Source organism: Rhizobium sp. BK661, assembly GCF_024808825.1.
Classification (GTDB): domain Bacteria; phylum Pseudomonadota; class Alphaproteobacteria; order Rhizobiales; family Rhizobiaceae; genus Rhizobium.
The window spans coordinates 88,235-110,169 of the sequence record NZ_JANTYT010000010.1 but is presented as its reverse complement, the minus strand read 5'-3'; the positions used below and the strand labels follow the sequence as shown (position 1 = coordinate 110,169).

The 21,935-nt window shown below is 58.2% G+C and carries 24 protein-coding genes and 2 pseudogenes; 11 read left to right on the top strand and 15 right to left on the bottom strand.

What is annotated here, in order from left to right; translation table 11 throughout:
- Positions 1-4 precede the first annotated feature (4 nt).
- From csgH to FHX16_RS20145, 3 genes are all read right to left on the bottom strand, one after another.
- Positions 5-415, bottom strand: coding sequence for a curli-like amyloid fiber formation chaperone CsgH (gene csgH / locus FHX16_RS20155; RefSeq protein ID WP_183864258.1), 411 nt, complete (start codon positions 413-415; stop codon positions 5-7).
- Positions 416-517: 102 nt separating this feature from the next.
- On the bottom strand, positions 518-700 hold the full coding sequence (locus tag FHX16_RS20150) for a hypothetical protein (RefSeq protein WP_259129959.1): 183 nt from the start codon (positions 698-700) through the stop codon (positions 518-520).
- Positions 701-856: 156 nt separating this feature from the next.
- Positions 857-1,000 carry a hypothetical protein gene (locus tag FHX16_RS20145; RefSeq protein ID WP_259129957.1) on the bottom strand — a complete coding sequence of 48 codons (144 nt, stop codon included), beginning with the start codon at positions 998-1,000 and terminating at the stop codon, positions 857-859.
- Between the two features lie 1,100 nt (positions 1,001-2,100).
- Between FHX16_RS20145 and FHX16_RS31605 the strand changes: the two genes are divergently transcribed.
- Positions 2,101-2,244 (top strand): hypothetical protein, encoded by a 144-nt coding sequence (locus FHX16_RS31605; RefSeq protein ID WP_348649630.1) that lies wholly within the window; start codon positions 2,101-2,103, stop codon positions 2,242-2,244.
- Between the two features lie 146 nt (positions 2,245-2,390).
- Positions 2,391-2,981, top strand: a complete 591-nt coding sequence (locus FHX16_RS20140; protein ID WP_259129956.1) for a hypothetical protein — start codon at positions 2,391-2,393, stop codon at positions 2,979-2,981.
- Positions 2,982-2,999: 18 nt separating this feature from the next.
- Here FHX16_RS20140 and FHX16_RS20135 read toward each other — a convergent pair whose 3' ends face one another.
- The 5 genes from FHX16_RS20135 to gcl form a co-directional block, all read right to left on the bottom strand.
- Complete coding sequence (locus tag FHX16_RS20135; protein WP_183756666.1) at positions 3,000-3,599, bottom strand: hypothetical protein; 600 nt, start codon at positions 3,597-3,599, stop codon at positions 3,000-3,002.
- A 44-nt stretch (positions 3,600-3,643) separates the two neighbouring features.
- Entirely contained in the window at positions 3,644-4,912 is a 1,269-nt protein-coding gene (locus FHX16_RS20130; RefSeq protein ID WP_259129954.1) for a glycerate kinase, read from the bottom strand.
- 56 nt (positions 4,913-4,968) lie between these two features.
- Positions 4,969-5,853: a 2-hydroxy-3-oxopropionate reductase gene (locus FHX16_RS20125; RefSeq protein WP_259129953.1), complete on the bottom strand. Its 885-nt coding sequence runs from the start codon at positions 5,851-5,853 to the stop codon at positions 4,969-4,971.
- Positions 5,854-5,856: 3 nt separating this feature from the next.
- Positions 5,857-6,672: a hydroxypyruvate isomerase gene (hyi, locus tag FHX16_RS20120; protein WP_259129952.1), complete on the bottom strand. Its 816-nt coding sequence runs from the start codon at positions 6,670-6,672 to the stop codon at positions 5,857-5,859.
- 71 nt (positions 6,673-6,743) lie between these two features.
- Positions 6,744-8,528 (bottom strand): glyoxylate carboligase, encoded by a 1,785-nt coding sequence (gene gcl, locus FHX16_RS20115; RefSeq protein WP_183756662.1) that lies wholly within the window; start codon positions 8,526-8,528, stop codon positions 6,744-6,746.
- A gap of 321 nt (positions 8,529-8,849) precedes the next feature.
- Between gcl and FHX16_RS20110 the strand changes: the two genes are divergently transcribed.
- From FHX16_RS20110 to FHX16_RS31600, 3 genes and pseudogenes are all read left to right on the top strand, one after another.
- A complete protein-coding gene (locus tag FHX16_RS20110; RefSeq protein WP_259129951.1) occupies positions 8,850-9,491 on the top strand; it encodes a DUF1326 domain-containing protein in 642 nt (213 codons plus the stop codon).
- 8 nt (positions 9,492-9,499) lie between these two features.
- Positions 9,500-10,315, top strand: a complete 816-nt coding sequence (locus tag FHX16_RS20105) for a DUF2182 domain-containing protein (RefSeq protein ID WP_259129949.1) — start codon at positions 9,500-9,502, stop codon at positions 10,313-10,315.
- 58 nt (positions 10,316-10,373) lie between these two features.
- Positions 10,374-10,442 (top strand): annotated as a pseudogene (locus FHX16_RS31600) (DUF6494 family protein); the annotation flags it as partial.
- 381 nt (positions 10,443-10,823) lie between these two features.
- Here FHX16_RS31600 and FHX16_RS20100 read toward each other — a convergent pair.
- Positions 10,824-11,216: a response regulator gene (locus FHX16_RS20100; protein WP_183864255.1), complete on the bottom strand. Its 393-nt coding sequence runs from the start codon at positions 11,214-11,216 to the stop codon at positions 10,824-10,826.
- A gap of 278 nt (positions 11,217-11,494) precedes the next feature.
- Entirely contained in the window at positions 11,495-12,394 is a 900-nt protein-coding gene (locus tag FHX16_RS20095; protein WP_183864254.1) for a LysR substrate-binding domain-containing protein, read from the bottom strand.
- 108 nt (positions 12,395-12,502) lie between these two features.
- Between FHX16_RS20095 and FHX16_RS20090 the strand changes: the two genes are divergently transcribed.
- The 4 genes and pseudogenes from FHX16_RS20090 (at position 12,503) to FHX16_RS20075 (ending at position 16,517) form a co-directional block, all read left to right on the top strand.
- Positions 12,503-13,756 (top strand): SRPBCC family protein, encoded by a 1,254-nt coding sequence (locus FHX16_RS20090; RefSeq protein WP_183756656.1) that lies wholly within the window; start codon positions 12,503-12,505, stop codon positions 13,754-13,756.
- On the top strand, positions 13,746-14,828 hold the full coding sequence (locus FHX16_RS20085) for an FAD-binding oxidoreductase (protein WP_183756655.1): 1,083 nt from the start codon (positions 13,746-13,748) through the stop codon (positions 14,826-14,828). Before FHX16_RS20090 ends, FHX16_RS20085 begins: the two co-directional genes overlap by 11 nt.
- A 26-nt stretch (positions 14,829-14,854) precedes the next feature.
- A complete protein-coding gene (locus FHX16_RS20080; protein WP_183864252.1) occupies positions 14,855-16,135 on the top strand; it encodes a Xaa-Pro peptidase family protein in 1,281 nt (426 codons plus the stop codon).
- Between the two features lie 104 nt (positions 16,136-16,239).
- Positions 16,240-16,517: pseudogene (locus FHX16_RS20075) on the top strand (CrpP-related protein).
- A 185-nt stretch (positions 16,518-16,702) separates the two neighbouring features.
- Here the strand turns inward: FHX16_RS20075 and FHX16_RS20070 are convergent.
- From FHX16_RS20070 to FHX16_RS20055, 4 genes are all read right to left on the bottom strand, one after another.
- Positions 16,703-16,954 (bottom strand): hypothetical protein, encoded by a 252-nt coding sequence (locus FHX16_RS20070; RefSeq protein ID WP_183756653.1) that lies wholly within the window; start codon positions 16,952-16,954, stop codon positions 16,703-16,705.
- A 28-nt stretch (positions 16,955-16,982) separates the two neighbouring features.
- A complete protein-coding gene (locus tag FHX16_RS20065; RefSeq protein WP_183756652.1) occupies positions 16,983-17,213 on the bottom strand; it encodes a hypothetical protein in 231 nt (76 codons plus the stop codon).
- 197 nt (positions 17,214-17,410) lie between these two features.
- Positions 17,411-17,818, bottom strand: a complete 408-nt coding sequence (locus tag FHX16_RS20060; protein ID WP_246719970.1) for a hypothetical protein — start codon at positions 17,816-17,818, stop codon at positions 17,411-17,413.
- Between the two features lie 460 nt (positions 17,819-18,278).
- Entirely contained in the window at positions 18,279-18,692 is a 414-nt protein-coding gene (locus FHX16_RS20055; protein ID WP_183756650.1) for a hypothetical protein, read from the bottom strand.
- Positions 18,693-19,062: 370 nt separating this feature from the next.
- On the opposite strand from FHX16_RS20055, the gene FHX16_RS20050 reads away from it, so the two are divergent.
- Together FHX16_RS20050 and FHX16_RS20045 are read left to right on the top strand one after the other, a co-directional pair.
- Entirely contained in the window at positions 19,063-20,583 is a 1,521-nt protein-coding gene (locus FHX16_RS20050; RefSeq protein ID WP_259129942.1) for a nucleobase:cation symporter-2 family protein, read from the top strand.
- Between the two features lie 11 nt (positions 20,584-20,594).
- Positions 20,595-21,200, top strand: a complete 606-nt coding sequence (locus FHX16_RS20045; protein WP_259129940.1) for a deaminase — start codon at positions 20,595-20,597, stop codon at positions 21,198-21,200.
- Between the two features lie 38 nt (positions 21,201-21,238).
- Here FHX16_RS20045 and urtE read toward each other — a convergent pair whose 3' ends face one another.
- A complete protein-coding gene (gene urtE / locus FHX16_RS20040) occupies positions 21,239-21,934 on the bottom strand; it encodes an urea ABC transporter ATP-binding subunit UrtE (RefSeq protein ID WP_183864248.1) in 696 nt (231 codons plus the stop codon).
- Position 21,935 lies beyond the last annotated feature (1 nt).

The window sequence follows — 21,935 nt, the reverse complement described above, 5'->3', positions numbered from 1 at the left end:
CCTGTCAGATCCTGAGCGGCCCCGCTTCGAGATTAACCGTCTGCTGTAAAACGCATACCATGCGGCCCTCCTTGTCGCTCACCTGCAGGTCCAATTCAGCGGTAGCGGGCACATCGACGGCAATTTGCACCACTGCCATCGCCCCACCTTTGATCTGATTGGTTTGACGGGTCTGAGACGTACCGGAGGACGAGTGTTTGGACACCGCAATTTCGTATGACCCGTCAAAATCGGCATTCGCCTCCAGAAATGGAACGATCAGGCCGGAAGAGATACGAACACCGCACTCAGCGATTCGGGGATCGGATATCTTTCCGTTCACAATCTGATCGGTTGTCTCCTCAGCCGAGACCAGGGAGGAGGACCAAAGGGATGCCATGGTACAAAGGCAGATAAGTTTTAGACGTTCACGCATTGGTCTGCCTCCGGTTGAGCCATTCTTTTCATGCACGTGAAAAAGCGAGGTTGAAATGAGACTGGCATTGTCGACGCGACAGGCCTTTCCATATGATGGCTCTTAGAATGGCGCCCCCGTTACGGGATTTACCACAGGACGCTCACTTTGGTCCTTGGCGCCCGAAGGCTGAACCGTTGTCGGCGCAAGGGATTCCCTGTCCGCGGGCTCTGGCTTTTCAGGGACCGGTTTGACACCCTTTGGTCGACGTTGTTCGGCTGTAGCGTTCGTGTCGTTCGTCTTCATGAACTTACTCCAATGAAATATGTCATTGAAGAACGGATGACGTAAGGCTCTGTTCCCCGCGGTGTGACCGCAGCCCTGCGAAGACATTGAGGCCAAAAAACAATTTGAACATACCACCGGAGCGGTGTCGGAAGGCCCGCAGCCCGCATCGTTCTGCTATGCCAGAAAGCAAAAGAGCGGCATGAAGGAGGTGTTGCCACCAAGCGGATTACACGAGGACTGCGATCTCCCCTGCAGCTCTTCCGTAAGGCCGCCGATCTCGCCCAGCTTCGCTTCCAACTCCCCTGCACCTTCGACCATACGCAGCCCTCCCGAGGCACCATCAGGAGATAGAATCAGCGTTCATCGGAATCTTGTGGCAATTGTTCCATAATGCCACAAAAAAGCCTGCCGCGGGAGGAGGTGCGGCAGGCTCTTCTGAAAGAGTAGAACAGCAACTGGGAGGAGGATTGTTGCTGTCCAATGCAAAGAGCCATGGGAGGAGGGTTGGCCCTTCACGTAACGCAGCGCTACGGGAGGAGGTGTAGTGCGTCGTTGAAATTGTCATACCAACCCGATCGCACAAATAGTACGCAAATCTTCGCAACGGAGACATGCGCTCAGCGCATATCCGAAAATACACACCAGAAAACAATGAAACGCCCGCGACTTGAGCGCGGGCCTTTTGAAGTTCACTCATGACCTCGGAGTTTGGCTGCCCAGCGAGTCTCTCGCGATATTCGCGATCTCGGAGCCTGCAATACCGAAATCGTCGAGTTCGCGCTTACTCATACGACCAAGCTTGGAAACCGCCGACGGTACTTGCGCCAATGCGACAAGCACCCGCCTTTTTGAGCGCGAGCTTGCGATCTCAGCCATGATTCGATTGCATAGCTTTCCGTCGAACAAGAAAAGGCTCGTCACGCGAAACGGGAGACGAGCCTTTGTCATTTCCGTGTTGCCTGTCACGATAACCTGTCCGTGACAATGACGACGATAGCGAAGACAGGTTAAGCAATCCCTAATATGTCAGGCCGAGTATCGCGCTCCATTTCGGCAGGTTGCCGGCAACATCAGGCGGGCCGGCCGCAAAGCCGCAAAGGTCAGGCGGCCCTGGCCGTCAGCTTGTCTTCCCGACCAAACATCCTCTCGAGGTGCAGGAAACAGATCATTCCGTCCGGCCGTCCAACGACACTGTCGGAAAAGCGTGTGCGAATGTCGTCGGCGACATCAGGGCGGCATTGGCGTTTCTCGTCAAGGACGCAGGAGCCTTGGGAGGCGGGCTTCAATGCAACGCCACAGAATGCGATTGCGACCGGAGCGGCGGACTTCCTTGCCCCATCCCCCTGCCCGGTACAGCGTCTGGTCGAGGTGGCGCACAGCAAAGAAGTGGTCCGCTCGCTCGAAATGATGGGCCGCAAATGATCTTCGCCGCATCGTTGCATTGCTGCGTGCCCGCACAGGGCCATGATTTTTTTGCCTACGAACGCGCTATGGTCATGCACCGGGTGGCTCGCCGCATGCAGGCCTGCCGCACAGATACGCTTGCTGACTATACCGATTAATCTGCTGACCACCCCCGAGGAGGGCACGTTGGACCGATTGAGCGCTAGCGTACAGTTCTTCCGAAAGGCAGATGATCTGTTGATTCGCGAATCACAGCATGAAACAAAATGGAGCTCTGCTTGTCGCAAGGTTCGGAGCACCATTCATGTCGATTCCTGGCTTCTTGTATGGGACGTTTGACGGAAATGATCTTGCAATCATGCAAGGTGTATTCGACTGCATCAGTGCCGAGAGCTGGTTTACATCGCAGCAGGATCAGCGCGAGGAATTTGCCCGATTTGTCATCGTTATGTATGGACGGGGCCTTATCATTCCTGATCGGCTCGAGAGCCTTTGCCGTGTGGTCGCGAGAAAACAATTTAGCCGCGAGGAGCGCTTTTGTGAGTTGTCGGGAAAACGGATCTTGCTTGTCGAGGATGAATTTCTCGTCGCACTGGACGCAGAAGAACGGCTAAGGGAATTGGGCGTGACCGTTGTGGGGCCGGTCAGCACCGTGAGCGACGCGCTCAGAATTGTCGACACCGATGATGAACCGCTGGATGGGGCGCTTCTTGATATCGTACTCAACGGGCAGACCGTCTACCCAGTCGCCGCCTTCCTGGCAACGAAGCAGATCCCGTTTGCATTTGTCACAGGATATGAGGGGCGGCAGGTTCCGGCCTTCTATCGGTCGGTTCCCACCTTCCTCAAGCCGGCCGACTGGGGCTTGATGGCCTCAGCAGTCTCGAGGGCTTGAACCGCGGAATTTGGCCGCCTATGCCAAAATGATCAGATCGACATTCATCGAATAGGGTGACATGACGCCAGCCGGCAGGAGGTCACCGGATGCGGCAAGGAACGATGAAACGTCGCTGGGTACGCGAGGTCTCTCTCCAGATGGCCAGATCCAGGAGCACGTGCCGGCATCGACGATGGCCCCCGCGGACCGGAAGCGGCATTGACGACGACCGGTCGCACCGCTCAGAAAGATCCACGGCCGCTGCAGCGGTGACTGTTCGATTGCGAGCGCAAAGCTCAGCGCATGATGTTCGTTGCTGTGCCCTTTTCCCGTCCGGCCGACGATGATTGCAACAGGCCCTTCCAGGTGAGCAGCATTTCTTGCGCGTGCGACCAACTCTGTTGCAGAGGCCGATGTCGCTGGCGCCAGGGATGCGTAGGGCGCCAATACGGTCTGGCAATACCTGAATGCGGCACGGCTGACCGCACCAAGACAGGCAAGCTGGGCGGTCCGCGGATGAAGGTGAACCGGGCCCGTTACGGCCGACGATAGCGCATTTACACCAGCCGCAAACAGTTGCTTCGCGATCAAGCGCATTTCGATGATCGTCTGCGCCGAACTCTGGGGGGATGTCATACCTGTTCCTCTCGCAGAGTGGCGTCCTGTTTCATGGATCCGGACTACTGGACAAGGATGGCGCGAAAGTCGTTGACATTGGTGCCGGTCGGTCCTGGTAGGAAAAGATCCCCGAGTGCGTGGAAGGCAGACCAGCTGTCATTGTTGGCGAGGAGCTGGGCTGGATCCCTTTGTTTTTCGAGGAGTCGCCTCACCGTTGTACCGTCGGCAAAAGCTCCCGCATTGTCTTCGGAACCGTCGATACCATCGGTATCGGCGGCAAGTGCCGAGATGGTTTCCAGACCATCTATGCGACGAGCCAGGGACAGCAGAAACTCGCTGTTGCGCCCACCTTTTCCGTTACCTCTGATCGACACGGTGGTCTCGCCACCGGAAAGAATGACGATCGGCTTTCGAAACGGGCGGTTCCGGCGCGCGACTTCGGCGGCAATCGCTGCATGCACCGCGCCAACGACCGAAGCTTCCCCTTCAATCGCGTCAGAGAGGATGACAGCCTCGACCCCAGATCTGCGCGCTGCCTCAGCGGCGGCTTCGAGCGAGGTGGCAGCGGATGCAACGAGCCTTGTATCATTCCGGGCATAGCGGGGATCGTTGGGCAGCGGCGCATCGTCCTTGCCGTTGCGGATATGGCGGAGAACGGCCTCAGGCAAATCGAGGCGATATTGATCGATGAGACTGAGTGCGTCGAGGCGGGATGTTGTGTCAGCGATGGTCGGTCCAGACGCGACAAGAGCGAGGTTGTCGCCTGGAATATCGGACACAACCAATGAAACAACACGTGCCGGATAGGCAAGTGCAGCAAGGCGGCCCCCCTTGATGCGTGAGATCTGCTTGCGGATGGCATTCATGGCGCCGATCGGGGCACCTGAGGCAAGCAATGCCTTGTTGACCGCCACTTCGTCGGAAAGCGTCAGATCCCCGCCAGGTGCTGGAAGAAGAGAAGAACCGCCACCGCAAATCAGCGCGACGACCAGGTCGTCCTCCGTCAGCCCACGGACAGTCGACATCAGTCGGGCCGAGGCGGCAAGCCCGCCCTCATCCGGTACCGGATGAGCCGCTTCGAGGACCTCGATGCGATCACATGGAACGGCAAAGCCGTAACGCGTGACCACGACACCAGAAAGCGGCCCGTCCCAAAGCTTCTCGAAGGCGCGCGCCATCTGCGCGGCTCCTTTGCCGGCTCCGATCACCACGGTCCGCCCTTTCGGCGTTTCCGGCAGGCAGCGTTCGAGCATCCGGTCCGGATCGGCGGCGGCGACCGCGGCATCGAACAGTCCCTCCAGAAAGGCGCGGGGGTCGGCAATGGCCGGCATCGGGATTCTCCACTGGTCAGAACGGCCGGGAACCTCGTTCCCCGGCTAGGTCACGGTCACGCGACAGCGTGGTTCGCCATGCGCTCGAGCGCCCTGACGAGCCCGGAATGATCGAGCCCGCTGTCACCATTTGCGACGCACTGGTTGAAGAGTTCCTGTGTCGCGGCGGTATTCGGAAGCGAGATGCCGAGTGCCTTGGCGCCTTGCAGCGCAAGATTGAGGTCCTTCTGATGGAGCGAGATGCGAAAGCCCGGGTCGAAGGTTCGCTTGATCATCCTCTCTCCATGCACTTCAAGGATGCGCGACGACGCAAAGCCTCCCATGAGGGCTGACCGGACACGTCCAGGGTCCGCTCCCGCCTTCGACGCAAAGACGAGCGCTTCAGAAACGGCCTCGATCGTCAATGCGACGATGATCTGATTGGCGACCTTTGTGACCTGGCCATCGCCGCAATCGCCGACAAGGGTGATGTTCTTTCCCATCAGCTCAAATAACGGTAGCGCCCGCTCGAAGCTTGCCTCCGAACCACCCGCCATGATGGAGAGCGTGGCGTTTTTCGCGCCGACCTCGCCACCGGAGACGGGGGCGTCGATGTATTCGGCACCTGTCTTGCGTATCTTCGTCGCGAAGTCTTTCGTTTCGATCGGCGAGATCGAACTCATGTCGATGACAAGCTTGCCGGCCGCCAGACCGAAGGCAACGCCGTTTTCTCCGAAGAGCACATCCTTGACCTCGGGCGTATCAGGCAGCATCAGGATGATCGTGTCGACGGCTTCAGCAAGCGCCCGCGGTGTTTCGACGAACTGCAGGCCGTTATCGACGAGTTCCTGTCGCGGCGGGATGGAAAACCTTGAGGTGACGATCGTGTGCCCCGCGTCCTGCAGGTGACGTGCCATGGGGGTGCCCATGATGCCCAGGCCAATAAATCCGATTGTTGCCATTTTCTAGCTCCTGATCTTAAGAATGCTTGCGCTTTCGGTCGCTTTGCTTGCAGTGGCGAGCCATGCCAGGCCTGCCTCGGTGGTTGTGCGCGGTTTGTATTCGCAGCCGATCCAGCCGTCGTAGCCGAGGCTGTCCAGCGCATCGAAGAGGAAGGGGTAGGCGATCTCGCCCGTGCCCGGTTCATTACGGCCTGGATTATCGGCCAGCTGGACGTGGGCTATCCGTCCCTGGTGTTTCCTGAAGGTGGCGATCAGTTCACCCTGCGTGCGTTGCTGGTGATAGAGGTCGTATTGAATGAAGAGATTTTCACTGTCGACTTCAGCGATGATCGATGCCGCCTGATCGGGCGTATTGAGGTAGAAGCCCGGAATATCGAAGCGATTGATCGGTTCAATCAGAAGCCGGATTCCGTTTTTGTCCAATTCGCGGGCAGCGAAGTTAAGGTTTTTGACAAAGGTCGCCCGAAGCACGTCGTCAGGTACGCCAGCTGGAATGATGCCAGACAGGCAGTTCACCTGCCCGCATCCGAGCGCAGTCGCATAGTCGATCGCAGAGGCGACGCCGCGACGAAACTCGTCCATGCGATCAGGCAGGATCGCAATGCCGCGCTCCCCAGCCGCCCAGTTGCCAGCTGGCAGGTTGTGCAGCACCTGGGTCAAGCCATGACGGGTAAGAGCACTGCGAAGCGTCTCCTTGTCGAAGTCATAAGGAAAGAGAAACTCGACGCCCTCAAATCCTGCTTTGGCGGCATGCGAAAAGCGTTCGAGGAACGGCACCTCGTTGAAGAGCATGGTTAGATTGGCCGCAAATCTCGGCATGGGTCGTCTCTCTGTTGGAGGCAATTTGATGCTGCGGTCTCACTGCCTCTGGTTTTGGTTGATCGCCTGTTTCAATCCAGGAGGGCAAGCGTGGCAGTCGGCGCATCCTCGCCCCGCTCGGCGAGTTCCTCGAATTCGACGACCGCATTGATGTCGGTGCCCATTGCGATGTTGGTCACGCGCTCGAGGATGAACTCGATGACAACAGGGACCCGATGCTCCTTCATCAGTGCCTTTGCCGCGGTGAACGCTTCCTGGAACTCGTTCGGACTGCGAACACGGATCGCCTTGCAGCCCAAACCTTCGGCGACCGCTACGTGGTCGACGCCGTAGCCTGGTTCGGCATCGTCTAAAGCGTTGATGTTTTCGAAGGCAAGGCTCACCTCAAAATCCATGTTGAACCCCCGCTGGGCCTGGCGGATCAGGCCGAGATAGGAGTTGTTCACGACCACGTGCAGGTAGGGCAGCTTATGTTGCGCTCCGACCGCAAGCTCTTCGATGAGGAACTGGAAATCGTAGTCGCCGGAAAGTGCGACGATGGGTCGATCGGGATCGGCAGCCCGGACGCCGAGCGCTGCCGGCAACGTCCAGCCAAGCGGACCTGCCTGGCCGCAATTGATCCAGTTGCGCGGCTTGTAGACATGCAGGAACTGAGCGCCGGCGATCTGGCTCAGACCGATGGTCGAGACATAGCAGGTGTCGCGATCGAACGCCTTGTTCATTTCCTCGTAAACGCGTTGCGGCTTCAGTGGCGTCTGATCGAAATGGGTCTTTCGCAGCATCGTGCGCTTGCGTTCCCGGCATTCTTCTGCCCAGGAAGACCAGTCACGCAACTTGCCGGCAACCTTCCACTCCGTCGCCACATCGAGGAGGAGCTTCAGAGCGGCGCCCGCATCGGACACGATGCCGAAGTCCGGAGCAAAGACGCGGCCGATCTGCGTGGGCTCGATATCGACATGGACGAACGTCCGCCCTTCGGTATAGGTCGCAACGTTGCCGGTATGCCGGTTTGCCCAGCGGTTGCCAATGCCGAAGACAAAATCGGAAGCAACAAGCGTGGCGTTGCCGTAGCGATGCGACGTCTGCAGGCCGCACATGCCGGCCATCAGGGGATGATCATCCGGTATCGTACCCCAGCCCATCAACGTCGGGATGACAGGAACACCGATTATCTCGGCGAACTCGACAAGGAGATCCGAGGCGTCGGCGTTGATGATGCCGCCGCCGGCGACAATCAAGGGTCGCTCGGATGCATTCAACATCGCAAGGGCTTTTTCGGCCTGGGCACGCGTCGCAGTTGGCTTGTAGGGCTCGAGCGATGCGTAGGTTTCGATATCGAACTCGATTTCGGCGAGCTGGACATCGACTGGCAGGTCGATGAGAACCGGACCCGGGCGTCCGGACCGCATGACGTGGAACGCCTTCTGGAAGACGAAGGGGACAAGCGCCGGCTCCATGACTGTCACCGCCCACTTGGTGACGGGCGCCGCGATCTTTGCGATATCGACCGCCTGAAAATCCTCCTTGTCGAGCCGGGCGCGGGGCGCCTGGCCGGTTATGCAGAGAATTGGAATTGAATCCGCCGATGCCGAGTAGAGACCGGTAATCATGTCGGTCCCGGCCGGTCCTGATGTCCCGACGCAAACGCCGATGTTGCCAGCGCGGGCACGGGTGTAGCCCTCTGCCATATGGCTTGCGGCCTCGACATGGCGAGCCAGGATATGGCGGATCGAGCCGCGGGCCTTCAGGGCGGAGTAGAAGGGGTTGATTGCCGCGCCCGGAACACCGAAGGCACAGTCGATGCCCTCCTTCTCCAGAACCAGAACCGCTGCATCGACAGCTCGCATTTTCGCCATGGGAAATCCTCCATTTCTTGACTGCAAGCGTAGCCGATCGGCCTGAGGAAGCAACCCAGAAATGGAAATCATTCCCACTATGCGGAAATAAACATATTCAATAAAACCGAAACAATCGGCTCGCGGCTTGCTTGTTTGGACCAACAGGAATCTTTTGCTTCAGATGCAGGCCGCTGCGCCACACAGGGATGGCGTCGCATGACCTCGCCCGAAGCGCTTTTGCGAAGGTGACGCCCCCGCGTTATGGTCGTTCCACTACCTCCACCGCTGTATTAGTGCTATCTGTATTAGCGGCCATAATGACCGTTTGTGGAGGCAATCATGACACCTTGGGAGATCGATGCCCTCGAGATCGCGAATTGCAATTGCAGCTTCGGATGCCCCTGTCAGTTCAACTCGTTGCCGACGAACGGCAATTGCGAGGCAGCAGTAGGATTTGTCATAAGATCCGGCTTTCACGGCGATGTCCGCCTTGATGGTGTGAAGATGGCGATGACCGCCAAATGGCCGGGTCCGATCCATCTCGGCAACGGAACGATACAGCTCGTGGTGGATTCGAACGCGACCCCGGCGCAACGCGATGCGGTCGCGACGATTGTCTCGGGCGGCGATACCGAAGACATGGCGACCATGTTCTGGGTGTTCAGCAAGATGTCCCCAACCAAACTCGACGTGTTGTCCAAGCCGATCGATCTTGAGGTGGATGTCGACAAGCGCACGGGTCACGTCCGTGTGCCCGATTTCTTCGAGATGGAGGTTCAGCCGATCCGCAATCCAGTGACAGGGGCCGAGCATCGCGCGCGGATCAATCTTCCGCACGGATTCGAATATCGGGTCGCCGAAATCGCTAGCGGCACGACTCGCACCTCCGGTGCGATTTCACTCGAGAACAACAAGGACACGCATGTTCATATCTGCCGGGTATACATGAACGGCAAGGGTGTCATCGAACACGCCGCCTGAGAGCCGCCATGCAACGATCGACCGTCGAACGCTTCCTCGCCCGCGACCGGATGATCGTGATCGCGGCGCTTGCCCTTTCCGTGTTCATATCTGCCTGGTTCATCCTCCAGGGCGCGGGAACGGGCATGTCCCCGACAGACATGTCGGCCGAAACCGGCCCAGCGGGAGCGCTTCTTGCGGGCATTCCGGATATGATTGGCGCTCATATGTGGTCGCTTCGATACGCGGTAACCGTCTTCATCATGTGGTGGCTTATGATGGTCGCCATGATGGTGCCAAGCGCCGCGCCAACCGTACTTCTCTACGGAGCGCTGCAACGGGAACGAGGTGCGGGGCCACCCCTGGAATTCCTGGCTGGATACCTCGCGATCTGGGCCTTGTTCAGCTTTGCGGCGGCGATAATCCAGGCAATCCTGGGCGCGGGAGGCATGATTTCCATGATGTACATGAGCCTGGCAACGGCCTTCATGGGAGCGGTGGTGCTTATTGGCGCGGGGCTGTTCCAACTCTCACCTTTGAAATCAGTCTGTCTTGACCACTGCCGGAGTCCGGTCGCTTCTCTGACCAAGCATCGGCGGACCGGGAGAGCGGCCGCATTCCGCATGGGTCTTCTCCACGGCAGATATTGTCTAGGGTGTTGCTGGGCACTGATGGCGCTTCTGTTCGTCGGCGGCATCATGAACATCTGGTGGATTGCAGCCATCACCGCCTACATCGCCGTCGAGAAACTCGCTCCGGGTGGAAAGTGGGTCTCACGGATCATGGGCGGAGCGCTCATCGTCTGCGGACTTGTACTTCTTTTGAAAACGGCCGAGGCCGTTTGAAACCAGCACTCGAATGCATTCCTGACGGCAGTTCGAACTGCCTGACGCTTAAACGGTTCGAATGACGTTGACTGCGGATGACACCGATCTACACCACGTGGTCGAGGGCGAGATCGAATTACCCTAGTCCGACGACCCGACCGTGTCTCGTTGATCGAGAACGACCTTGGGGGTGAAGGATGGTTAGGTCACCCGCTTACTTCTCCTTCGCAGGTGTCACGCTGCCCATAGAATTACCAGGACCCTCATGCCAAAGAAGCAGAGCGCTCATCCCAGACCCATTCAAGACCCTACGACAGGACAGTCGCGAGCAAGGAGTGCGTGAGTCCGAAGCAATAACATGCGCCAGTCAGGATCATCAGGAAGCAGACGACGTTTGCTCCGATCCTCATCATCGCTAGGTCCTATCATTGTCTGGCCACTGGCGATTTTCATCGTGCCGGGCAGAGGTCTCGTTGGCTTCTACTTACCTGGGACGGTAGGTGCGCCCGGCAGGCCGTGCGCGAAATTAACGGTCGCTGCGCTCTTCTTTCTCGGCCACCAGGAGCGCCAGCTCCGCAGCCAGTTGTCCAAGGCTGAAAGGCTTCAGGAAGCATCGAACGCTGCTGAAACGGTCCGGAATGTCGTTTGGATTTCCACCTGAAGTAAACACGAACGGTACCCGCGCTTGATCCAGCTTGTCTGCGACCTCGTAAACCAGCTCGCAGCTGCCGAGACGGATATCCAGGACGGCAAGATCGACGGTCGTAGCCTCTAGGTTTCGCAGGCTGGTTTCCAGATCAGGGTATGGCCCGACAACCTCGCTGCCATGCTCTTCGAGCGTCAGGGCTACGTCGCTTGCCTGCAAGTAATCGTCCTCAACCACGAGCACACGCTTGGAGAATAAGTCCGCAAACTGCATCTGAATTCTCCCAGTGTTTATGTGTTGTTCAAAAAACCGGCGGTGCTGCAGGAGGCTTAGACCTCGCCCTTCCGATGCCACCGAGACCCACTATCGTCGTGCTGAGATCAATACGCAATCGGCTTTTCCTCCGCTCAAAGGAGTTCCGCTCGATGGAGTGAGAACAGGCATAGGCGCGATGTCATCTGGACGCATTGATACAGAAACGAAAGATTTCAGCCTGGTGCACGAGGATGCGTCGTGCGGAGGGATCGAAACCGTCGCCCCACGATGGTGGATCAGTGTGGTTGCGCACAGGTTAGAGCCTCGCCCAGCCATTTTGCCGCATGCTCAGCGGCAAACGTTCTTCTCGTCCTTAATGGCAAAAGGACGTTGTATCGATCCGCCGTCGGTAGTTCATCTGCCTCAAGCGCGACCAGCGTGCCATCGTCGAGGAAGGTTTGGATCAGGAGGCTCCACCCGAGTGCTACGCCCTGCCCGGCGCGGGCAGCCGCGATCGACTCGGTGTAGTGATTGAAGCGTAGCGTTGGCTTTACCCGCAAATTCCGGCCCGTTTCGTCCGACCATTGCGACCAGGAAAGCCATGACCGGTCCTGGGCATCGGTTTCGATAAATTCGTCGGCATCAGAAAGTCCGGGCGCGGCACGGCGCGCGAGGTAGTCCGGGGAGCACACCGGGATAATGACATCAGCCTGCGAGGCGACAACCTTTGCATCAGTGAACGGCGGTATTCCATAACGAATGGCAATGTCGATGCCGCCGGCATCAAGGTCGATCCTGGCGTCCTGGGAGACGACCCTGATTTGAACGCCAGGGTTCTGTCGTCGGAGGTCTGCCAATCGGGGGAGTAGCCAGAAGGAGGAGAACGCAACCGTCGCGCCAATCGATACGACGTCCTGCTGCGACGACCTGACCACATCGACCGTGTCGGCGATGTTGGAAAGACTTTGTGCAAGTGTTGCTCCCAAGATCAGGCACGCAGGGGTCGGCTCGATCGCGCGGTGCTTGCGGACGAACATCGGAACCCCGAGTTCCTGCTCCAGCGCCGCGATCTGTCGGCTGACCGCGGCTTGAGTAACGCCCAGTTCTGCGGCCGCCGCGGTGAAGCTCCGATACCGAAGGACGGCTTCGAGCATCATCAGGCCCGTCAGCGACGGTATGCGTCTGCGAAAACTCATGATCGTCCCTACGCATTACACAAAGTTATGCATGCGTGAGAATTAATGCCGTTGAGGGCCATGCGATGCAAGAGCAAACTGCCACGCATCGAACCATAAGAGGTCATCATGCTAAACAGGCTCCCATCCGACATCTCTGCACTTCTCGAAGCACGTGCCGATGGATATTCGCTGCCGGCCGGCCTCTACACGCGAGAGGACGTCTTCGAGGCTGATATCGACGTCTTCTTCCACAAACACTGGATCTGCGTCGGTCTTGACTGCGACGTCCCCGAGCCGGGCGATGCGACGGTTGTCGACATCGGCAAGACAAGCCTCATCCTGCTGCGCGACGACGACGGCGAACTGCGCGTGCTTCACAATGTCTGCCGTCATCGCGGCTCGCGCCTGCTCGGCGCCGGAAAGACAATCGTTTCGAAGCTCGTCTGTCCCTACCACACCTGGACCTATGAACTGACGGGCGAACTGAGCTATGCCCCGCACATGGGCAAGGAGCTGGACAAGCGGTGCCACAGCCTGAAGTCGGTTAACTTCAAGTCGATCGGTGGCTTGATCTATGTATGTTTGTCCGACAATCCGCCGGAGGACATCGCAGGTCTGGAAAAGGCGATGATCGAGCGCCTTGCACCTTATGACATTCGAAATGCCAAGGTCGCGCATCAGACCGACATTGTCGAAGATGGCAACTGGAAGCTCACGTTGGAAAACAATCGCGAGTGCTACCACTGTTCGGCCAATCATCCTGAACTGTGCGTATCCTTCGTCGATCTCGACTTCGGCTTCGACCCCGAGACGCTGAGCCCCGAGGACCGCGAGCAGGCCGAGGGACACTTCCGGCTGTACGAGGAGCGGACGAAAGCTTGGGAGGCCGACGGCTTCCCGTCGGCTGCAGTCGAACAGCTGGTCGATTGCGCCACCAACTTCCGCACCCAGCGGCTCATCATCGCAGGTGCGGGCGAATCCCAGACCCACGATGCGACCGCAGCGTCTTCCAAGCTGCTCGGTCAGATGACACGCAAGGATCTCGGCGACACGCATCTGTGGGGTCACAACAGCTGGAACCATTTCATGGGCGACCACGCGGTCGTCGCGATCGTTATCCCGCTCTCCGCCGGGCAAACGCTCGTCAGAACCAAATGGCTCGTGCACAAGGACGCTGTCGAAGGCAAGGACTACGACCTCGACAAACTGACCGATGTCTGGATCGCAACCACTGACCAGGACGCGGATCTAGTCGCCCGCTCACATGCAGGCGCCCTCGACCCGGCTTACCAGCCTGGGCCCTATTCCAAGTTCTCCGAAACCAACCTCGACAAGTTCGCCACCTGGTACATTGATAGGATGCGCGCTCATGGGTATTGAGTTCCAAAAGATGATCCCCGCCGAAACCGTCGTTTGGGACCCTGAGACCGACGAGACGCTTGTCTGTCTCGATGTCCATCAGGAGACGCACGACGTGAAGAGCTTCACCTTCGCGTCTCCGGAGGGCAAGCGTTTCAACTTCGACGCCGGGCAGTACTTTCTGTTCGACTTCCCGATCGGCCCGGACGGGGAGTCGCGCTGTTACAGCATCTCGTCATCGCCTCATCGCGAAAATGCGTTCACCGTGACGGTCAAACGAGTGCTGGGCGGCAAGGTCTCGAACTGGCTGCACGACAACCTGGTCCCCGGCACGACGGTCAAGGGACAGGGGCCGCTCGGTCATTTCATCCGTCCGAAGGGGCAGAAGACGAAGCTTTTGCTGCTCTCCGGCGGCTCGGGCATCACCCCGGTCATGTCGATCACGCGTGATCTGGCAGACCGCTACGAACCCTTGGACATCGTTTTCCTTCATGCAGCTCGCACCCCTGCAGATCTCATCTTCCGCAATGACCTGTCTGGGCTTGCTACGCGGATGAAAGGACTGCGCCTGCAGTTGCTGCCGGAAACGGTTGCTGGTGAACTCAGCTGGCCCGGATTGACCGGACGGATCTCTCCGGAGTTCATGAAGTTGGCAGTTCCAGATATCGCCGAGCGCGTGGTCATGTGCTGCGGGCCTGCACCCTTCATGGCGGCTGCCCGTTCGATCACAGCCGCCCTGGGTGTCCCCTCATCGAACTATATCGAAGAGAGCTTCGACGCAGCTGTCATCGACGAGCCGGGCCTCAACGTCGAGGTGCAGCCTGCCGGAAAGATCTATCAGGTCGAGTTCTCTAAGCAGAAGAAAACCTTGGCAGTCTGTCCAGATCAGACAGTGCTTGCTGCTGCGAAAAAGGGCAGCATCAGGCTTCCGTCCTCCTGTGCGAACGGCGTCTGCGGCACCTGCAAGTCGAAGCTGGTCTCCGGTTCGGTCGAGATGAACCATAATGGCGGCATCAGGCAGCGCGAGATCGACGCGGGGATGTTTCTGCCGTGCTGTTCAAAGCCACTGAGCGATCTTGTGATCGAACGGTGATAGAGGCTTGATCCGAGGGCATACAGATGCTGCGTAGCGAGGAGAAGTCGTCGCAATCATCAGCCGCGCCCGTCTTCAAAGACGATCGCAAGCTGACCTATCTCAACCCAGAGGGAGCGGACCGTCCGCTGATCAGTCCGATCCCTCCATCGACCCTCGACAGCGCCAGGCGGTATCGTCTCGGGCGCCTGCGAGCGAAGATGGAGGAATCGGATTGTGCAGCCCTTCTGCTCTACGATCCCGTCAACATTCGATATGCGTTCGATTGTTCGAACATGAGCATCTGGACCATGCATAACCCTTCTCGATATGCGCTCATCCTCGCGAACGGACCGGCGATCATGTTCGAATTCGAAGGATCGGAGCACGTCAATGGTGGGCTGCCTGGCATCGACGAGGTCCGGACGTCAAAGTCCTTCCTCTTCTTCACTTCGGGCAATCTTGTCGAAGCCCGGATGAAGGCGTGGGCGGAGGAGATTGCCGACACCGTTCGCTCTCACTGCAGCAACGGCCGGATCGGTGTGGATCGGCTCGAACCGGCGCCTGCCCACGAGCTTCAGAGCCATGGCTTTACCTTGCTGGACGGTCAGGAGCTTGCGGAACGCGCACGTTCGATCAAGAGTGCGGAAGAAATTGAGCTCATGCGGTGGACGATCCGGGTCTGCGAGGCCGGCATGGCACGAATGTACGAGGTTTCCGAACCGGGGCGCACGGAGCGTGAGATCTGGGCCGAACTTCACTTCGAGAATGCGCGCAGCGGCGGAGAATGGCTCGAGACAAAGCTCCTGACAGCGGGACCCCGCACGAACCCATGGTACCAGGAATGCTCCGATTACATCATAAAACGCGGTGACATGATCTCCTTCGACACGGACATGATCGGTCCGTACGGCTATTGCGCCGATCTTTCCCGCTCATGGACCTGTGGGCACGTTGCGATGAATACAAAGCAGAAGGAACTCTATTCGGCAGCGAGGGACCAGATCGACCACAACCTGTCGATCATCCGAGCCGGCATGTCCTTCGGCGAATTCAACGACAAGAGCTGGCGCATTCCAGAGACGTACATTCCCTATCGCTACACTTTGGCGGCGCACGGAACCGGCATGGCCGACGAGTGGCCCGGAATCCTTCTCCATCCCGACTACGATGACGCATTCAGCGGCTTGATCGAAGAAGGAATGGTCCTCAATATCGAGAGCCTCATTGCCGAGGACGGTTCCGAGAGCATCAAACTCGAGACGCAGGCGCTTGTCACACGCCATGGCGCGGAACGTCTGGATAGCTTTCCGTGGGAGGATCTCTGACGTCGCGACGGCAGGGCGTGCGGTCATATCTCGACGACTGTCGGAAACGGACTTAGTCCATCATTCCGGTAGGTAGCATGCCTCCAGGGTGTAGGAATTAGCGCATGACGATCGAAGAGTTGTTAGACCTTCAGGAGGCAGGCTCAAGAGCCCGGATACTCTGTCTTAAGGCACATGAAAATCCATACCTTCAGCAGGAGCGCTTGCCGAACGGGACGATAACTCTCCTGGAGATTGGACGGCGCGTCACGATGCCTGGAAATTCGGTTGGGAGGCCGAAGACGCCAGTCGCGAGGGCAAACTCTCGAAATACGTTCGCGAACTCATTCAATCGTCGGTCAAACCGCTTGGCGCGCGAACCTCACCGTCGAATACGTCCTGACAAATAACAGTTGCGTGATGCTCGTCCGTTGCCGGCACAGTTTTGGCGCTTGAAAAACGACCACCCGTTACGGCGAATAGCGGCAAGAGCAACGCAGGTTTAGGCTCTCCTGTAACTATCAGGGAAAACGCGACCGGAGCGTTACCCCCGCGCTTTGCACAGAGCAGATTTGACGACATGCGTCGCTAAGGGCTGCCCCGGTCGGCGGCGGGCCAATCGTTTGATGGTTCATCGATGACGTCAGATGCTAAAACATCGTCGGCAGGATCCGGATCTTGTTCGAGCTCGTCCCGAAGCCGTCCTACTTCCTTCATGATCTCCTGAAAAACATCCTGTTGCTTCACGCCCAGTGCGACGTACTGATCGACAAGATCTGCGATCTGCGTCGCAAGGTCGGCGCGCCATGTGGAGGGGGCGGTTTCAATATGATCGACCATCGCACCTATCCTGAAGTGCAAGACCAGGTCAGTGTACCGTGTTGGACGATGGCGCATTGATCCTGGTTGCCCATTTGCCGACGTACTTGCCGATCAGGAGCGTCGCAATGTCTTCACTGTCGAAGCCCTGTTCAAGAAGCCCTATCGCGGCCTTGCAGAGTGTTTCGGACGACGCCTCATCCGGCTGAATTTCGTAGAATGAATACCACTGTTTCACCGCTTTCGAGATCAAAGCTGACTGTCCATCACGTCTGGTCATGTGCGATCCATCCTTTTGGTGATCGTCAAGAATCTAGCGCTGCCTTTAGAGTTGTCCACGCGCTTCGTGTTTAGTCTTCTCAAGGAATAGATGAAGAATGGGCGTCTTCACCGACCTGGAAATAGTCCTTGTTTCAAGCTGGTGGTTCACCTGAAGTGAGGGGTGATCAATTCGCCAGCGTTAAACGACCGTCCTGCTCAATAAGCGTCGAATCGGGATAGCATCGCTTTTAGTTGCTCGTTCTGGATACGAAGCTTTTGAGCCAGCTGCTTTCTCAGTTCGTTTATCTCATCTTCCAAGCGTATTGGTTCGACGATGGAATCCATCTTCGGCAATACCTTGGCTGCTCCGCGCGTATTGCGCCGTCTCACCTTTATGGGAGGCTTCGCACCTGCTGTCTGATGCGCTGGCGCCTGTACGTCCGTTCGCTCGATTTGTGTTGTTTGGCCCGTGCCGTCCGGCTTGTTGCCCACATCAGTCTTCAACAACTCGGCGGGCTCGGACGGCTTTTCATCTCCATTGACATTGGCAATGAGAGAAATGTCGGGAGCATGCGTTTCAAGCGCGTCAAGGGCTGCGGTCGAAGCCGCCAGCTCCGCGCGCAAGCTCAACCTGTCCTTCGTCACCAACCTGATCGTTGTCGCCAGCACCGGCTCGATATCGTCCGTCGAGGCAAGCCCGGAAATCGGCCTCAACTCAGGTAATGACGTCAGTCGTGCAAGGCCATCGACTGAGCCGATTGAAGGCGCGACGGACGGCCCCTCCTCGGCGGGATGTATAATGGAATGTGGCGATGCCTGAGTTGCCGGAAGCGGACCGGCAGCCTCTCCCGCATTGGACCCTGGCAAAGCCTGGATTTCACGCTCGGCCTCATCAGACAGTTCCGGCTTGCCCCGGGATACGATCCCGGTGATCAGTTTCCACGGTGATCTCATCGATCCGCCTCCCGACTCGGTGCCCCACAAGTATGATACCGGGCGGGAGACCGGGCTTGCAATGCCAGCCCGGTCATCAGTCTGATCGCTGTGGAGAAGTTAGTATTCTATCACAGCTAAGACGTTCAAATCACGCAGCGCCGAGCCTCTTGCGCAGGTCTGCATTCTCCGCACGAAGTTTCTCGGCCAGCGCCTTGCGGAGCTTCTGATTTTCCTCTTCAAGCTTCAGCAGATCTGCAAAGTCGTCCGACGCAGGCGCAACTGCCTGAGCCTTGCGGGGCCCACGCTTTGCGGGTAGCTTCTTTTCAGCCGTTTTGACCGAAGCAGCTTTCTTCGCTGCCACAGGCACTACCGGAGCAACGGCCTCCGCCTTTTCCACGCTCTTTCGGCGACCCCGCGGCTTCTTCGCCGGTTCACTCACCGAAGTGGAGACGGCCGCTTCAGCGACCGTTTTCGGCTTGCGCGGCGCGCGAGTCTTCTTTTCTTTTGGTGCATTTGCAGGTGCAGTAGCGCTGTTGGCAGTGGCATTCATTTCGTCAGCCATGTGAAACTCCTTGATAAGCGAAAAGTCTTTTGACTGTGCAGTCGTGGTAAAGATACGCACAGTATTCTTTACAACTTGTTGACTATGGATTCTGCGCCTTGACGGCCCGTGCGAGACAAGCCTGGTCGACCTCCACTTACCAGCTGTGAAGCAACAGCTACGACAACCGCCCTGACCGGATTACAATCGCGTATTTTCTAGGATCGCCGTTGCGAAGCTGAACAAGTGGTTGGCATCTCGCTCAGCGACCCTTTTGATTTTCTATAAGGTGTTTCAGTTTTTTTATGGAAGCCAACGGTTCCTTCTTACCCTACCGTTCAGTTTGTCCCTCGGGAGACGGGACATTTGCAGAGGTACGGAGGAGACGACCTTGGCAGCAATCATCGAGGAAAACGTAAGAAAGCCCAACCCGGAAGACGAACGGCTCAGCATCTGGGCAAATATAGCATTTGGCCTGCAACACGTCCTGACAATGTATGGCGGCATTGTCGCGGTGCCGCTGATCCTTGGTCAGGCGGCAGGATTGACGTCTGGCGACATCGGTCTGCTTGTCACGGCATCGCTTTTCGCCGGGGGATTAGCAACCATCCTGCAAACAATCGGGCTTCCCTTCTTCGGCAGCCGCCTGCCGCTCGTCCAGGGCGTCTCGTTCTCGGGTGTGGCGACGATGATTGCCATCTCGGGCAATGGCGGCATTCCCTCCATCCTGGGTGCAGTCGTTGCGGCTTCGCTGATTGGCCTCCTGATTACGCCCGTCTTTTCGCGCATCACTCGCTTCTTTCCGCCGCTGGTGACGGGGATCGTCATCACGACCATTGGCCTGACGCTCCTGCCCGTGGCGGCGATGTGGGCGATGGGAGGCAATCGGAAAGCGCCCGACTTCGGCAGTACGGCGAATATAAAGCTCGCAGCTGTGACACTGGTCATCGTGCTGGTCCTGAGCAAACTCGGAAGTGCATCGATATCACGGCTATCGATCCTGCTTGCCATTCTTATCGGCACGGGCATCGCCTACGCGGTGGGCATGACGGACTTCTCGCACGTGGGTGACGGCCCATTCTTCGGCCTGCCCCAGATCTTCCACTTCGGCTACCCGACCTTCGAACTCGCCGCCATCATCTCGATGTTCATCGTGATCATGGTGACACTCGTCGAAACGTCGGCGGACATTCTCGCTGTCGGCGAGATCGTTGGAACGAAGGTGGATTCCCGAAGGTTGGGCGACGGGCTCAGGGCCGATATGCTTTCGAGTATCCTTGCACCGATCTTCGGCTCGTTCACGCAGAGCGCCTTTGCCCAGAATGTCGGCCTGGTCGCCGTCACCGGCGTCAAGAGCCGGTACGTCGTTGCCACCGGTGGGATCTTTCTCGTTGCACTGGGCCTGCTCCCGGTCGTGGGACGCGTCGTTGCCTCAGTGCCGAGCTCGGTTCTTGGCGGTGCCGGCGTGGTATTGTTCGGAACGGTCGCAGCGAGCGGTATCCGCACCCTTTCCAAGGTCAATTACGAAAACAACATGAACCTCGTCATCGTTGCGACGTCGATCGGGTTCGGCATGATCCCAATCGCAGCGCCCGGCTTCTACGAGCATTTCCCGGCCTGGTTCGCCACGATCTTCCATTCCGGGATCAGTTCTGCGGCGTTAATGGCGATCGCGCTCAACCTTCTGTTCAACCACCTGACGTTCGGGAATTCCGATCAGCAGTCGGTCTTCGTCGCCGCGACGGAACGCACAATCCGTTACCAGGACATCGCCCGTCTGCACGATGGCGACTATTTCCTCGACGGAAAACTCTACGACGCCAAAGGAAATGAGGTGCCGCTGGTCGTTGCGGAACCACATCACCGGAGCGGAAGGACAGACGGAAAAGCTATCGCCACACACGCTGTCTGACAGGAGACAACATGACACAGCCAATAGACCAATATGAACTTCTCTGCGCTCTTCTCAGCACCATGGAGAACGGCATCATTCCGTCGACGGAAGCGGGTGTTTCCGCCGGCAACAAGATTTTCGGCGCCGCGCTGATGAGGAAATCCGACCTTTCGACAATCCTTGTCGAGACGAACAACGAGACAGAGAACCCGCTTTGGCACGGTGAAGTCCACACGCTGAAGCGCTTCTACGAGATCACAGGCACAGATCGTCCCGATACGCGCGATCTGATCTTCCTGTCGACACACGAGCCGTGCTCGATGTGCCTCTCGGCAATCACCTGGGCAGGCTTCGACAATTTTTATTACTTCTTCAGTCACGAGGACTCGCGCGACGCGTTTTCGATCCCGCACGACCTGAAGATCCTGAAGGAGGTCTTTACCCTGGATCCTGGAGGCTACAACAGGACAAATGCGTTCTGGAAAGGCGTTTCGATCCATGGCGAGATTGAGAACCTTCCCGAGCCGCGGCGCTCGGAGCTGGCGGACCGTGCCGAGGCCATCCGGCAAAAGTACGACGAGCTGTCCGCAATTTACCAGGCAAGCAAGGGTGACAATGCAATCCCGCTAAACTGAGAGGCTCTGCCTGGCGCATTGTCTCGATGGTAGAGATCTCAAACAGTCAGATGGCGACGCGCTTCCGGTGTGTCGAGTGTTTCGGCAACTCCCTCATGAACGATCTCGCCGCGATCCATGATGTAGACATAGTCGGCAAGCTCGCGGCAGAAATCGAGATATTGTTCGACGAGCAGGATCGCCATACCGGTCGAGTCGCGCAGGTAGCGGATCGCCCGGCCGATATCCTTGATGATGGAGGGCTGGATGCCCTCCGTCGGCTCGTCGAGCACCAGGATCTTCGGCCGCGTCACCATCGCCCGGCCAATCGCCAGTTGCTGTTGCTGCCCGCCTGACAAATCGCCGCCGCGCCGTCCGAGCATCGACTGCAGCACCGGAAACAGGCTGAAGATATCATCGGGAATGGAGCGATCCCGGCGTCCGAGCGGGGCAAAGCCAGTCTCGAGGTTCTCCCTGACGGTCAGCAATGGAAATATCTCCCGACCCTGAGGCACGTAGCCGATTCCCTGCTTGGCGCGGGCAAAGGGCGGCATTCCGTTGAGCTTCACATCGTTGAAGCTGACACTGCCAGCCGACAAGGGATGCTGGCCGGTAACGGCGCGAAGAAGTGAACTCTTCCCCACGCCGTTACGCCCCAGCACGCAAGTGATCTTGCCCAACTCGGCCTTGATGGAGATGCCGCGCAGCGCCTGTGCCGCGCCATAGTGAAGGTTTGCATTCTCGACTGTCAGCATC